General features: G+C 64.6%; 14 protein-coding genes. 7 read left to right on the forward strand and 7 right to left on the reverse strand.

Features of this window, described 5'->3' with window-relative positions:
- Nucleotides 1–4: 4 nt before the first annotated feature.
- Nucleotides 5–262, forward strand: coding sequence for a DUF2790 domain-containing protein (locus B4I46_RS14115; RefSeq protein WP_043864173.1), 258 nt, complete (start codon nt 5–7; stop codon nt 260–262).
- Between the two features lie 3 nt (nt 263–265).
- On the opposite strand, the gene ada is transcribed toward B4I46_RS14115, so the two are convergent.
- The 3 genes from ada to B4I46_RS14130 all read right to left on the reverse strand — a co-directional run bounded on the left by ada (nt 266) and on the right by B4I46_RS14130 (nt 3531).
- Entirely contained in the window at nt 266–1336 is a 1071-nt protein-coding gene (ada, locus tag B4I46_RS14120) for a bifunctional DNA-binding transcriptional regulator/O6-methylguanine-DNA methyltransferase Ada (RefSeq protein WP_043864172.1), read from the reverse strand.
- Nucleotides 1337–1429: 93 nt separating this feature from the next.
- The gene (locus tag B4I46_RS14125; protein WP_054914952.1) at nt 1430–2053 is read right to left on the reverse strand and encodes a DNA-3-methyladenine glycosylase family protein; all 624 of its coding nucleotides are present in this window, start codon (nt 2051–2053) and stop codon (nt 1430–1432) included.
- Nucleotides 2054–2205: 152 nt separating this feature from the next.
- Nucleotides 2206–3531: a PLP-dependent aminotransferase family protein gene (locus tag B4I46_RS14130; protein WP_286900677.1), complete on the reverse strand. Its 1326-nt coding sequence runs from the start codon at nt 3529–3531 to the stop codon at nt 2206–2208.
- Between the two features lie 88 nt (nt 3532–3619).
- On the opposite strand from B4I46_RS14130, the gene B4I46_RS14135 reads away from it, so the two are divergent.
- The 4 genes from B4I46_RS14135 (at nt 3620) to B4I46_RS14150 (ending at nt 5959) form a co-directional block, all read left to right on the forward strand.
- Nucleotides 3620–4576: a threonine dehydratase gene (locus B4I46_RS14135; RefSeq protein ID WP_054914950.1), complete on the forward strand. Its 957-nt coding sequence runs from the start codon at nt 3620–3622 to the stop codon at nt 4574–4576.
- Nucleotides 4577–4633: 57 nt separating this feature from the next.
- The gene (locus B4I46_RS14140) at nt 4634–4888 is read left to right on the forward strand and encodes a type II toxin-antitoxin system HicA family toxin (RefSeq protein WP_081315179.1); all 255 of its coding nucleotides are present in this window, start codon (nt 4634–4636) and stop codon (nt 4886–4888) included.
- The gene (locus tag B4I46_RS14145; RefSeq protein WP_043864168.1) at nt 4885–5217 is read left to right on the forward strand and encodes a type II toxin-antitoxin system HicB family antitoxin; all 333 of its coding nucleotides are present in this window, start codon (nt 4885–4887) and stop codon (nt 5215–5217) included. The genes B4I46_RS14140 and B4I46_RS14145 overlap by 4 nt, the downstream gene beginning before the upstream one ends.
- Nucleotides 5218–5299: 82 nt before the next feature.
- A complete protein-coding gene (locus B4I46_RS14150) occupies nt 5300–5959 on the forward strand; it encodes a LysE family translocator (RefSeq protein ID WP_078481629.1) in 660 nt (219 codons plus the stop codon).
- Between the two features lie 194 nt (nt 5960–6153).
- Here the strand turns inward: B4I46_RS14150 and B4I46_RS14155 are convergent, their stop codons facing one another.
- The 3 genes from B4I46_RS14155 to B4I46_RS14165 are packed head-to-tail and all read right to left on the reverse strand — an operon-like array spanning nt 6154 to nt 8400.
- Nucleotides 6154–6933, reverse strand: a complete 780-nt coding sequence (locus B4I46_RS14155) for a helix-turn-helix domain-containing protein (RefSeq protein ID WP_078481628.1) — start codon at nt 6931–6933, stop codon at nt 6154–6156.
- A 9-nt stretch (nt 6934–6942) separates the two neighbouring features.
- On the reverse strand, nt 6943–7413 hold the full coding sequence (locus B4I46_RS14160; protein WP_043864165.1) for a MaoC family dehydratase: 471 nt from the start codon (nt 7411–7413) through the stop codon (nt 6943–6945).
- 42 nt (nt 7414–7455) lie between these two features.
- The gene (locus B4I46_RS14165; protein WP_286900713.1) at nt 7456–8400 is read right to left on the reverse strand and encodes an alpha/beta hydrolase; all 945 of its coding nucleotides are present in this window, start codon (nt 8398–8400) and stop codon (nt 7456–7458) included.
- A gap of 201 nt (nt 8401–8601) precedes the next feature.
- On the opposite strand from B4I46_RS14165, the gene fadD2 reads away from it, so the two are divergent.
- Both fadD2 and fadD1 read left to right on the forward strand, forming a co-directional pair.
- Complete coding sequence (gene fadD2, locus B4I46_RS14170; RefSeq protein WP_043864163.1) at nt 8602–10290, forward strand: long-chain-fatty-acid--CoA ligase FadD2; 1689 nt, start codon at nt 8602–8604, stop codon at nt 10288–10290.
- A gap of 283 nt (nt 10291–10573) precedes the next feature.
- On the forward strand, nt 10574–12271 hold the full coding sequence (gene fadD1 / locus B4I46_RS14175; protein WP_043864162.1) for a long-chain-fatty-acid--CoA ligase FadD1: 1698 nt from the start codon (nt 10574–10576) through the stop codon (nt 12269–12271).
- A gap of 90 nt (nt 12272–12361) precedes the next feature.
- Here the strand turns inward: fadD1 and B4I46_RS14180 are convergent, their stop codons facing one another.
- Entirely contained in the window at nt 12362–13669 is a 1308-nt protein-coding gene (locus tag B4I46_RS14180; protein WP_043864161.1) for an NAD(P)/FAD-dependent oxidoreductase, read from the reverse strand.

The following is a 13669-nucleotide window of genomic DNA, read 5'->3' on the forward strand; positions in this document are numbered from 1 at the left end:
TACCATGAAAACCTTACTTGCACTTGTATTGGTGGGTGTCTCTTCGTTCGCCCTGGCGGACGAGGTCAAGACCGCTGCTGCGCAGCCGGTGGTCGAGCAATATGACTATTCGACCAACCTGGACATCGCCCGGGTGATCAGCCTCTCGACCCTGCCCAATGTCTGCGAAGTGGTGCCGGCCACCATGACCTATGAAGACCATCAGGGCCAGCGCCACACCATCGAATACCGCGCCATGGGCGACGGCTGCAGCCAGGGCTGATCATTACAGGTCACTGGGCTGTTGTTCCCGGGCCAGGAGCGCCTGCTTGCGCTCCACGCCCCAGCGGTAGCCGGACAGGTTGCCATCACTGCGTACCACCCGATGACAGGGCACTGCCACCGCCAGGCTGTTGGCGGCGCACGCCTGGGCCACTGCCCTGACTGCCCTGGGCGCGCCAATGCGCTGGGCGATCTCGGCGTAGCTGGCGGTGCTGCCTGCCGGGATGCTGCGCAACGCCTGCCACACCCGCTCCTGGAAGGCCGTGCCGCGCAGGTCCAGTGGCAGGTCCAGGCCCAGGGCGGGCGCTTCTATGAACCCCACCACCTTGGCCACCCACTGCTCGAATTCGGCGTCGGCGCCAATCAGTTCGGCTTTGGGAAACTTGTCCTGCAGGTCGTGCAGCAACGCCTCGGGGTCGTCGCCCAGCAGGATGGCACACACCCCGCGCTCGCTTTGGGCCACCAACAGCGCGCCGAGTGAGCACTGGGCAATGGCAAAGCGGATCGAGGCATTGGCGCCGCCCGCGCGATAGGCGGCCGGGGTCATGCCCAGCCGGGCGTTGCTGTCTTCGTAGAAACGGCTGTTGGAGTTGTAGCCAGCCTTGTACAGGGCGTCGGTGATCGAGCCCGGCTGCTCAAGCTGCCGGCGTACCTTGTGCGCGCGTCTGGCATTGGCGTAGGCCTTGGGGGTGAGGCCGGTCGCGGCCTTGAACACCCGGTGGAAGTGATACGGGCTCATGCCGACATGGGCGGCTACTTGCTTGAGGCTGGGCTCGACCTCGGCCGTTTCGATCAGCTGGCAGGCCCGGGTGACCTGGGTGGCATGCTGTTCGGCCAGTTGGCGCGGGTCGGCGGCGTAGTGCCGGCTGGGGCGATAGCCGGCGGCCTCGGCCTGGGCGGCAGTGTCGAAGAACTCGACGTTCTCCGGGCGCGGCAACCGTGACGGGCTGGAGGCGCGGCAGTAGACCCCGGTGGTGCGAACCCCATAGACGAAATCATCATCCGCCGCGGCGTCGCGGGCCAGCACGGCTTGCCAGCGTGGGTCGTTGACATCGATCGAAGGTGTGCGGGGCATGGCGTGTGGCTCTTGGCTGAGGGCGAGGTGGTGAGGGTAGGTGGTGCCGTGCGGGGCGGCACTCCGGGTCTTGCGGTGGAATTCGCCCGGGTTTCATCCGGTGGCGGGTACGCGCCACAGGTACCAGGCGGCCACGGTGCGATACGGGCTCCACGGGGCGCCCAGTTCCAGCATCTGCTTGCGCGTGGGCTGGGCGGGCAGGGCGAACAGGCGACGGTAGCCTTCGCGCACGCCAAAGTCATCGGCGGGCAGGGTGTCCATGTGTTCAAGGGTGTAGATCAGCAGCATCTCCACGGTCCAGCGTCCAACCCCGCGCAGTTGCGTCAGGCGCTCGATCAGGCTGGTTTCGTCGAGACGGCGGGCCAGCTCATGGTCGGGTACCAGGCCGTCGAGGCGAGCCTGGGCGATGCCCTGGATAGTGGCCAGCTTGCTCGCGGAAAACCCGCAGGCACGCAGTTGCTCGGGCGCGGTGGCCAGCAGTTGCTCGGGGCTGGGGAAGGCCTGCCCGGGGTACAGCGCCAGGAACCGCCGCAGGATCGCTTCGGCGGCCCTGGCGTGCAATTGCTGGTAGGCAATCGACCTGACCAGCGCCTGATACGGGTCGCGGGTGGGCAGCGTTTGGTGCAGGCATGGGCCGATGCGCTCGATATGCGCGGCCCACTTCGGGTCGAGGCTGGCCAGGTGGGCGCAGGCCTGGGTGTAGAACAGCGGGTTCATGCCGGTTTCCGTGGGTAAGGGAGCAGGTTCAGTGTAGAAAAGGTGACTGGGGTTTCACTCCGGATGTTGCGATTGAATTGGAGGGCCTCTTCGCCGGCACCGGTATCGCGTTCTCTGCAGGAGCCGGTCTTGCCGGCGAAGGGGCAGCCCGCTCACCCTGAAACCACTGCCGCCACCCTTTCCAGCGCCTGCTTCAACTGCGCCCGGCTCTGCGCCGCCGACAGGCTGATGCGCACCGCTGCCCGGTCGCCCTGGCGCACCGCGAACACCTCGGCTGGCACCACTGCCACGCCGGCATCACGGCACGCTGTGGCGCGCACACCGTTGACCCAGACATGCGGCGAAGGCACATCCCCCACCAATGCCTTGCCCAGTATCCGCCTGGCCATCCGCCAGCGCTGACCCACTTCTTCACGCTGCCAGGCCACGCGTCGCGCCGCGGTGCCGTCATCGATCCAGCGGCAGGCGATCTCCAGGTCCAGCGGCGACACCGGCCAGTGTGTTGCCTGGGCATGCGGGTCGATGCGCGCCAGCAACTCGGCGCTGCCGACGATCCAGCCCAGGCGCAAACCGGCCGCGACGCTCTTCGACAGGCTGGTGACCAGCACGCCGCGCCCGCCCACCTGTGCCACCAGCGCCGGGGTATCGGCCAGGGCACCGTAGACATCATCCTCGATCAGGGTCAGGGCATGGCGCTCGATCACTGCGGCAATGGCGGCCTGGCGCGCAGCGCCCATGCAGGCGCCGGTGGGGTTCTGCAGGGTCGGCGTCAGCACCACGACCCGCGCGCCGGTGGCCCGTGCGACACGGTCCAGGTCGTCGGGCAGGATGCCCTGGCCGTCCAGCGCAACCTCGTGCAACGGCAGGCGCAACTGTCGACAGGCCGCCTTGATACCGGGTGCGGTCAAGGCCTCGACCATCACGGCGTCTCCTGGCTGGCACAGCGAAAGCAGCACGTTGAACAACCCCAGCTGGGCACCGCCGCACAGCAGCACCTGGCGCTCGTCCAGTTGCAGGCCGCGCCGGCGCAGCCAGGCGGCGCCCTGAAGGCGCCCGCGCAGCAACTGTTCGGCACCCAGGTAATGCTCGAGCTGGCCGGCAGGGCCTTGTTCCAGCAGATGGCGCAAGGCATGCGCCAGGTCGGGGTTGCTGTCGTCGGCCACCGGCACATTGGTCGACAGGTCGATCTGCGTCGCTTGCTGGCCGGGTTGCTTGAGGCGGAACAGCGTGGCTTCCTTGCTGCCCGCCAGCACGTAGGTGCCTCGCCCTACCTCCCCGGACACCAGGTGCCGGGCCGCTGCCTCGCGGTACGCCTGCTGGGTGGTGCTGGGGTTCAGGCCCAGGTTCCAGGCCAGGCGCCGCTGCGGCGGCAGGCGCTCGCCCACTTTCAGCTCGCCGCTTTCGATCGCCCGCGCAATCGCCTCGACCAGTTCGAGGTAGCGGGGCAGGGAGGTGTCGCCTAGGGTGGGGGTCCACATTTATTGTTGGCCATGCAATATAAGGGTTCACCCATACAATGCGGCGCGACTAGGATCAGGTCAATTCCCCTGGCCATCGAGGTGCCTCATGTTCGACCTGTCCGCCCTGCGCGACGCTGCCCGCCTGGTACACACCCGCGTTCCTGCAACGCCCCAGTACGCCTGGCCGCGCCTGGCCGAGCGCGTGGGCTGCCAGGTGTGGGTCAAGCACGAGAATCACGCGCCCACCGGTGCCTTCAAGGTTCGCGGCGGGCTGCTGTACGTGCAGGCGCTGCTGGCGCGCTCACCCACGGTGCGCGGGCTGGTCACCGCCACCCGTGGCAACCACGGGCAGAGCCTGGCGCTGGCGGCGCGCAGTGCCGGGTTGCCGATCATCATCGTGGTGCCCGAGGGCAACTCGCGGGAAAAGAATGCCGCCATGCGCGCGCTGGGTGCGCAACTGGTGGAGCATGGCGCCGATTTCGACCTGGCGCGGGCCGAGGCGGCGCGACTGGCGCAGGTGCACGGCTATGAAAGCGTGCCGCCGTTCCACCCGGACCTGATCCGCGGCGTGGCCACCTACGCGCTGGAGCTGTTCGAGGCCGTACCGGCGCTGGACTGCGTGTACGTGCCGATCGGCATGGGCTCGGGCATCTGCGGGCTGATTCGTACCCGTGACCTGCTGGGGCTGCACACCGAGATCGTCGGGGTGGTGTCCACCGAGGCCGATGCCTTTGCCTCGAGTTTCGAGCAGAACCGCATCGTCACCACCGAAACCGCCAACACCTTCGCCGACGGCATGGCATGCCGCATGCCCTTGCCCGAGGCGTTCGAGATCATCCGCCAGGGCGCGGCGCGGGTGGTGCGCGTCAGCGACCCTGAAATCGCCAACGCCATGCGCATCTTCCACGAAGACACGCACAACACCGCCGAAGGCGCCGGTGCGGCGGGGCTGGCGGCGTTGTTGCAGGAGCGCGAGCGCCAGCAGGGGCGCAAGGTGGCAGTGGTGCTCAGTGGCGCCAATATCGACCGGGAGCGGTATGCGCAGGTGCTGTCGGGTCACTGAAAGATCCTGAATGACTCCTTTGGAAAAAATGCTATCTTATTTTGATAGCATTTTCCGATGAACAATCGATATCGAAAGACCCTCGATGCCATTTTTCGGATACCGACCCTTTCTTCTGTGGTCTTCTCCGATATTGAAGCGCTGGTTCTCCATCTTGGGGGGCGGGTCATCGAGCGTGAGGGCTCAAGGCTCAAGCTGGTGCTGGGCGATCAGCAGTGGCGCTGCCACCGCCCGCACCCAGGCAAAGAGGCCAAGCGATATCAGGTTGAAGAAGCCCGTGAATTTCTCTCGCGGGCAGGAGTTCAGGTATGAGCAGCATGACTTACAAGGGCTATTCGGCTCGTGTCGAATACGACGCACGCGACGATATCTTCGTCGGGCGGGTACTCGGGGTTCGAGACATCATCAGTTTTCACGCAAGCTCCGTGAGTGCGCTGCATGAAGCGTTTAGCCTGGCGCTTGAAGACTACCTGGCCGATTGTGCTGAACAGGGCATCGCTCCCGAGAAACCGGCTTCTGGCAAGGTGATGCTGCGTATCCGGCCAGAGGTGCACGCCGCTGCCAGCATCGCGGCGCAGGCTGCAGGCAAGAGTCTCAATCAATGGGCCGATGAGGTCTTCGAGCGGGCCGCGCGGGCCTGAGCACGGCAATTTCTTCCAATACACCACCCTCCCTCACTGAGTCTAATGGCGCCTGCCCTTCATCGTCGGTAGTCGAGCCTTCATGCCATTTTCCAACGGATTTCTTCTCAGCCTGTCGTTGTGCCTGGATATCGGCGTGGCCAATATCGCCATGATCACCCTGGCCATGCAGCGCGGCTTTCTGCAGGGCTTCTGGCTGGGGCTGGGCACCTGTGTGGGGGATCTGATCTATGCCGTGGCGGCATTGCTCGGCATGACCGTGCTGCTGCAGTTCACCAGCGTGCGCTGGGTGTTGTGGGTGGGCGGTTCGCTTTTGCTGGTGTGGTTTGCACTGAAGATGCTGCTGGCCGCCTGGCGCGGCAATGCGCATATGGACACCAGCCAGCAGGTGGTGCGCGAATCGCCCTGGCGCGAGTTTCTGCGCGGCATCTTTCTGGCCATGTCTTCGCCCAGCGCGATCCTGTGGTTTGCCGCGGTCGGCGGGGTGCTGATCTCGCGCTCCGGCGCAGGCGGCATGCTCGAGGCCGGGTTGTTTCTCAGCGGGTTCTTCATTGCCGGGCTGCTGTGGTGCGCGTCGCTGTGCACCTTGGCCAGCCACGGCGGGCGCCTGCTGGGCGACCGTCTGCTGACCTGGTCGTACCTGGCCTCGGCGGGTATCTTCTGCTATTTCGCGGTGTACGTGATCGTATCGGGCTACCGCGAATTCATCCTCGCCGCGCCGGTCGCCGGGGCGGGTCTATAATCAGTCGGTCACCGGCAAGCAGGTGTCGCGCTCAGCGGAGGGCCTGTCATGAAAGGTCTGGATGCGAAAAAATCGGTCAAGAAGAAACCCGCCAAAACCGCCAAGGAAAAGCGCACGGCAAAACGTTCCAAGGACGGGACGGCAGGCTTTTTGCCGCATTGACCGGTCAGGGCTGCGCCAGCAGCTCTTTTGCTTTATGAAGGCTTGAACGCCTGCCAGTAATGATGGGGCGTGGCGCCCATTACCCGGCGAAAACTGTTGATGAAATGGCTCTGGTCGTAGAAGCCCAGAAGCTGGGCCACATCCAGCGGGTGCAGGCCGGCGCGCAGGCAACGGCGTGCCTCGATCAGGCGCAGTTGCATGTGGTACTGCAGCGGTGCCAGCCCTGTGGCCTTCTTGAAGCTGCGCACGAAGTGGTACTTGCTCAACCCGGCCACCTGCGCAAGCTCGTCCAGCTCAAGCTTGTGCCCCAGGTGCTGGCGCATGAACTGCAGTGCCTGGGCCAATGCGTGGCTGTATTCGCCGGGCCTGCCGGGCGACTGCTCCAGCCATTGCGCCAGCAGGGCCAACAAGGCTTCCTCCTGATGGCCGGAGTGTGCCGGCGCACGGGCGAAGGCCACGATCGCCTGGCACAGCGAAGGCTGGTCGAACACGCCTTGCTCGAACAGCGGGCTGTTCAGGTTGTTCTGGCTGACCAACCGGGCAATCGCCTCGGGTGCCAGGTGCAGGCTGATGTACTCCACGCCTGCCGGGTCGAAGGTGGAGGCCTGCACCGCCAGCGGGTTGTACAGGGTCACCTGACCCGGCGCCGCCTGCAGCTCACGTCCGTCCAGCCAGATCTGCTCGCAACCGCTCAGGTTAACGCCCAGCACATACTCGTCATGGGCATGACGCGGAAAGCTGGCGGCGCTGGCCCTGACCCAGTAGGCCTCGACCAGGCCGCCCGCCTGCAGGTGCTCGGTCACCAGCGCCATGGGCCGCTATCAGCCGATGGTGATCGGCGGCGGGCTCACCAGGTCGACGCTCTGCTGCTTGCGCGGGGCGAGGATCTCGGCTTCGCCGTCCACCACCAGTTCGTCGTGCTGGTTGAACACGCGGGTGGCAATGCGCACGCGGAACTTGGGCAGCTTCTCGAGGATTTCCAGGCGTACGGTCAGGGTGTCGCCGATCTTCACCGGCTTCTGGAAGCTCATCTGCTGGCCCAGGTAGATGGTGCCGGGGCCGGGCAGTTCGCAGGCCACTGCGGCACTGATCAGCGCGCCGCTGAACATGCCGTGGGCAATGCGTTCCTTGAACATGCTCCTGGCCGCGAATTCGGCATCCAGGTGCACCGGGTTGTGGTCACCGGACATCGCGGCGAACAGCTGGATGTCGCGTTCTTCGACCGTCTTGCTGAAGCTGGCGGTCTGGCCCACTTCGAGGGCTTCGTAAGGCGTGTTGGTGACCTGGGTCATGCAGGCTGTTTCCTTCAAGGTTCGGACAAGGTGCGTACTGTATCACTCGCTGCGGGCAGGGCGGCCCTGGGTCAGCCCCTGCTCGAGCCAGGCGATGAGCGCCGCCGTCACCTCGTCACGGTTGGTTTCGTTGAGCAGTTCATGGCGTGCCTGCGGGTAGAGCTGCAATTGCACGCGCTGATTGCCGGCAAGGCGCAGGGCGCCGACCAGATCCTTCAGACGCTTGCCGGCGCTCACCGGATCACATTCGCCGCCCATCACCAGGATCGGCAGGTTGGGATCGATCTGTGCCAGGTGCCGCGGCTGGCTGATGTGTTCCAGGCCCATCAGCAGGTCGACCCACAGGCGGTTGGTGCAGCGAAACCCGCACAGCGGGTCGGCCACGTAGGCGTCGACCTCGGCGCTGTCGCGGCTGAGCCAGTCGAAGGCCGTGCGGTTGGGCTTGAACGCCTTGTTGAACGAACCGAACGACAGCCAGTCGATCAGGGCGCTGCGTCCCAGCGGGCCCTGGCGCCAGGCTTCGAGGCGGGCGATCACGCAGGCCGCGCGGTACAGCGCCGGTGGCTGGAAGTTGGAGCCGCTGAGCACCGCCCCCTGCAGGCTGGCGCTGTGGTGCAGCAGGTAGGCCTGGACGATGTAGCTGCCCATGCTGTGGCCGAACAGGAACAGCGGGGCGCCGGGGTGCTGCTGGCCGATGTGCTGGGCCAGGCTGGCCAGGTCGTTGACCACGCTGTCCCAGCCCTGGTGGCTTGCGAACAGCCCCAGGGTGCCGTGTTCGGCGGTGCGCCCGTGGCCGCGCTGGTCGTGGGCATACAGCGCGAAGCCGGCAGCGCTCAGGGCCTGCCCGAGGCGCTGGTAGCGCCCGGCATGCTCGGCCATGCCATGGGCCAGCAGCACCACGGCCCGGATCGGCGCGACGGGCAGCCATTGATACACATGCAGGCTGCAATGGTTGCTGGCCGGCAGCCAGAACACGTCGTGGTTCATGGCGGTTCCCTTGCGCAAGTGACTGATCCTGCAAGTGTATAGCCCATTTGTGTAATTGAACGGATGATGGCAACAAGATTCAGAATGTTAATGACAGGTCTTGGCATGTTTGCCCCCTGCGGCTTAACTGCTAACGTCGGCACACGATGCGATTTTCTGCATGCAGGCAGCCCACAGGCTCAGGAATGAGGACAAGAATAAATGCAAGCTGACTTCTGGAATGACAAGCGCCCCGCGGGCGTGCCCTCACATATCGACCTGACTGTCTACAAGTCGGTGCTGGAGGTGTTCGAGCGCTCCTGCAAGCGCTTCGCCGACCGCCCGGCGTTCACCAACCTGGGCGTCACCCTGACCTACGCCGATCTGGATCGCCAGTCCGCAGCCTTTGCCGGCTACCTGCAACAGCACACCGACCTGGTCCCGGGTGATCGCATCGCGGTGCAGATGCCCAACGTGCTGCAGTACCCGATTGCCGTGTTCGGCGCGATGCGCGCCGGGCTGATCGTGGTCAACACCAACCCGCTGTACACCGCGCGCGAGATGCGCCACCAGTTCAAGGACTCCGGCGCCCGTGCCCTGGTGTACCTGAACATGTTCGGCAAGCTGGTGCAGGAGGTGCTGCCCGATACCGGCATCGAGGTGCTGATCGAGGCGAAGATGGGCGACCTGCTGCCGCTGGCCAAGGGCTGGCTGGTGAACACCGTGGTGGCGCGGGTCAAGAAGATGGTGCCGGCGTATCACCTGCCCCAGGCGGTGCCGTTCCGGCAGGTGATGCGCCAGGGCCGTGGCCATGCGCTCAAGCCGGTGCAGGTGACGCTCGATGACGTGGCGGTGCTGCAGTACACCGGCGGCACCACCGGCCTGCCCAAGGGCGCGATGCTCACCCACGGCAACCTGGTGGCCAACATGCTGCAGGTGCTGGCGTGCTTTTCGCAGTTGGGGCCGGACGGGCAGAGGATGATCAAGGAAGGCCAGGAGGTGATGATCGCGCCGCTGCCGCTGTATCACATCTATGCCTTCACCGCGAACTGCATGTGCATGATGGTCACCGGCAATCACAACGTGCTGATCACCAACCCGCGCGACATACCGGGCTTTGTCAAAGAGCTGAAAAAGTGGCGCTTCTCGGCATTGCTGGGCCTGAACACGCTGTTCGTGGCACTGATGGAAAATCCGGATTTCAAGAACCTGGACTTCTCCTCGCTGAAGGTCACCAACTCCGGCGGCACGGCGCTGGTCAAGGCCACTGCCGAGCGCTGGGAGAGCATCACGGGGTGTCGCATCGTCGAAGGCTATGGCCTGACCGAAACCTCGCCGGTGGCCAGCACCAACCCCTACGGCCAGCAGGCGCGCCTGGGTACGGTCGGCATACCGCTGCCCGATACGGCGTACAAGGTGATCGATGATGACGGCAACGAGCTGGCCCTGGGCGAGCGCGGTGAGCTGTGCATCAAGGGGCCGCAGGTGATGAAGGGCTACTGGCAGCGTCCGGACGCCACCGCCGAGGTGCTCGATGCGCAGGGCTGGCTCAAGACCGGCGATATTGCAGTGATCGACCCGGACGGCTTCACGCGCATCGTCGACCGCAAGAAGGACATGATCATCGTGTCGGGCTTCAACGTGTACCCCAACGAGATCGAGGACGTGGTGATGGCGCACCCCAAGGTGGCCAACTGCGCGGCCATCGGAGTGCCGGACGAGCGTTCCGGCGAGGCGGTGAAACTGTTCGTGGTGCCACGCGATGGCGGCGTGAGCGTCGAGGAACTCAAGGCCTACTGCAAGGCCAACTTCACTGGCTACAAGGTGCCCAAGCAGATCGTGCTGCGTGATTCGCTGCCGATGACCCCGGTGGGCAAGATCCTGCGCCGGGAATTGCGCGATATCGCCTGAAAGCCATTCGCCGGCCAGGCTGGCTCCTACTTTGCCGTGTAGGAGCCGGCCTTGCCGGCGAAGCTTTTGCTGAATAGACCCTTTACTCTAAAAATGACTACTGGGTATTCTTTAGTCATTTATGTGACTTTGCGGCCCACTTTGGCTCTAGGCGCCCTCTGGCAAAGCTGCTACTCTCGGCGCGCTTCTGATGCTTCGGTTTGTAGCAATCCGTCATCACATATCAATAATAATCGCGTCGACTGCGGAGAAGATTTCGCTGTTGCTGGAGGAGTGGGCTTCCATGATCGAACACTTTTGGAAGGATAAGTACCCAGCCGGGGTTGCCTCGCAAATCAATCCTGATGAGTATCCGAACATTCAAGCGGTATTGAAGCAGTCCTGCCAGCGTTTCGCCGACAAGCCGGCGTTCAGCAACCTGGGCAAGACCCTCACCTATGGCGAGCTGTATGAGCTGTCGGGGGCGTTTGCCGCCTACCTGCAGCAGCATACCGACCTGCAGCCCGGTGACCGCATCGCGGTACAACTGCCAAACGTATTGCAATACCCCGTGGCCGTCTTCGGTGCGATGCGCGCCGGGCTCATCGTGGTCAACACCAACCCGCTGTACACCGCGCGGGAGCTGGAACACCAGTTCAACGATTCCGGTGCCAAGGCGCTGGTGTGCCTGGCCAACATGGCCCACCTGGCCGAAAAGGTCGTTCCCAAGACCCAGGTCAAGCACATCATTGTCACCGAAGTGGCCGACCTGCTGCCACCGCTCAAGCGTCTGCTGATCAATAGTGTGATCAAGTACGTGAAAAAGATGGTGCCGGCCTACCACCTGCCCAAGGCCGTCAAGTTCAACGATGCGCTGGCCAAGGGGCAGGGCAAGGCGGTCAACGAAGTCAGCCCCGACAGCGGCGATGTCGCCGTGCTGCAGTACACCGGTGGCACCACGGGTGTGGCCAAGGGTGCGATGCTGACCCACCGCAACCTGGTGGCCAACATGCTGCAATGCCGTGCGCTGATGGGCTCGAACCTGGGCGAGGGCTGCGAGGTCCTGATCACGCCGCTGCCGCTGTACCACATCTATGCCTTCACCTTCCATTGCATGGCGATGATGCTGATCGGCAGCCACAACATCCTGATCAGCAACCCGCGCGACCTGCCGGCGATGGTCAAGGAACTGTCCAAGTGGAAGTTCACCGGCTTCGTCGGCCTGAACACCCTGTTCGTGGCCCTGTGCAACAACGAGACCTTCCGCAAGATGGACTTCTCGGGGCTCAAGCTCACCCTGTCGGGCGGCATGGCCCTGCAGGTGGCGGTGGCCGAGCGCTGGAAGAGCGTCACCGGTTGCTCCATCTGCGAAGGCTACGGCATGACCGAGACCAGCCCGGTGGCGGCGGTCAACCCGGCCGAGCACAACCAGATCGGTACCATCGGCATTCCGCTGCCGTCGACCCTGTGCAAGGTGATCGACGACAATGGCAAGGAGCTGGCGCTGGGCGAAATCGGCGAGCTGTGCATCAAGGGCCCGCAGGTGATGAAGGGCTACTGGCAGCGCGAAGAGGCGACCACCGAGATCCTGGATGCCGACGGCTGGCTCAAGACCGGTGATATCGCGGTGATCCAGACCGATGGCTACATGCGCATCGTCGACCGCAAGAAGGACATGATTCTGGTGTCTGGCTTCAACGTTTACCCGAACGAACTCGAAGACGTGCTGGCGACCCTGCCGGGCGTATTGCAGTGCGCCGCCATTGGCGTGCCGGACGAGAAATCGGGCGAACTGATCAAGATCTTCATCGTGGCGCGGCCGGGTGTGACCCTGACCAAGGACCAGGTGATGGAGCACATGCGCGCCAATGTCACGGCGTACAAGGTGCCGCGCCTGATCGAGTTCCGCGATGCCTTGCCTACCACCAACGTGGGCAAGATCCTGCGGCGCGAGTTGCGCGATGAGGAGTTGAAGAAGCTGGGCCTCAAGAAGATCGCCTGAGGTTTAACCTTCGGGCCTCATCGCGGGTCAAGCCCGCTCCCACAAGGACAGTAGTGATCCCTGTGGGAGCGGGCTTGACCCGCGATGTTTTCAACGCAGCTTCTCAAGCATCTGGTAGTACCACATCCCCGCCGCCAGCAATGGGTTGCCCAGCACATCGCCCATCGGCACCTTGATGTGGCTGCAGCCGGCAAAGGTATCGAATCGGCTCAATGTGCCGGTGATCGCTTCGGCCATGATCTCGCCCATGATGTGGCTGGTGGCAATGCCATGCCCCGAATACCCCTGGCAGTACCACACGTTGTCCGACAGCTTGCCCAACTGCGGAATGCGGTTGACCACGATGCCCATCGCGCAGCTCCACTGGAATTCGATCGGCACGCCCTTGAGCGCCGGAAAGGTCGCCTCGATGCACGGGCGCAGCTCCCCCGCGATATCCCGCGAATCACGTCCCGAATAATTGGCCCCGCCACCGAACAGCAGGCGCCCGTCTGCGGTCATGCGGTAATAGTCGAGCACGAAGCGGCAGTCGTACACCGCCAGGTCCTGCGGGTTGAGCTTGCGGGCCAGCTCGCCCAGTGGCGTGGTGGTCACGATGCCGCCCATGGCCGGGAAGATCTTGCCCTTGAGCTGGGGCTTTTCCAGCTTGTGGTACACGTCGCCGGCCAGCATCACCTGGCGTGCGTTGACCCGGCCCTTGGCCGTGACCACCGCAGGTTTGTCGCCATGCACGATCTCCAGCACTTCGGAGTTCTCGAAGATCAGCGCCCCCAGCTGGTGCGCCGCCCGCGCCTCACCCAGGCACAGGTTGAGCGGGTGCAGGTGCAGGTTGCGCAGGTTCTTCAGCGCGCCCAGGTACAACGGGCTGTCCAGGTGCTGGCGCACCGCCTCGCGGTCGAGCATCTGCACCTGCTCGCCCATGCCGCGCCGCTGGGCTTCGTCGGCGAAGGCCTGCAGTTCGGCCATGTGCGCAGGCTTCATGGCCGCGTGCAGGTGGCCGTGCTTGAGGTCGCAGTCGATGGCATAGCGTTCGACCCGTTGCTGGATGATGTCGTGGCCGCGAAAGCGCAGTTGCCAGATGAAATCGTCCACGTCATCGCCCAGGCGCTTGCGCATCTGTTTGCGCATGGCCTCGTCACCCGACAGGCTGCCGGTGACCTGGCCGCCGTTGCGCCCGCTGGCGCCCCAGCCGATACGGTTGGTTTCGACGATGGCCACCTTCAGGCCGCGCTCGGCCAGTTCCACCGCGCTGGCCACGCCGGTGAAGCCGCCACCGATGATCACCACGTCGACCTCGACCGTGCCCTGCAGGGTCGGGTACTGGGTGGTGTCGTTCAGGCTGGCGGTGTAGTAGGAGGCGCTGCGCTGGGCGGTGCCGTGGTTGAGGGCTGCATTCAT

The organism is Pseudomonas sp. UBA7500 (genome assembly GCF_002478435.1).
In the GTDB taxonomy this organism is placed as follows: domain Bacteria; phylum Pseudomonadota; class Gammaproteobacteria; order Pseudomonadales; family Pseudomonadaceae; genus Aquipseudomonas; species Aquipseudomonas palmensis.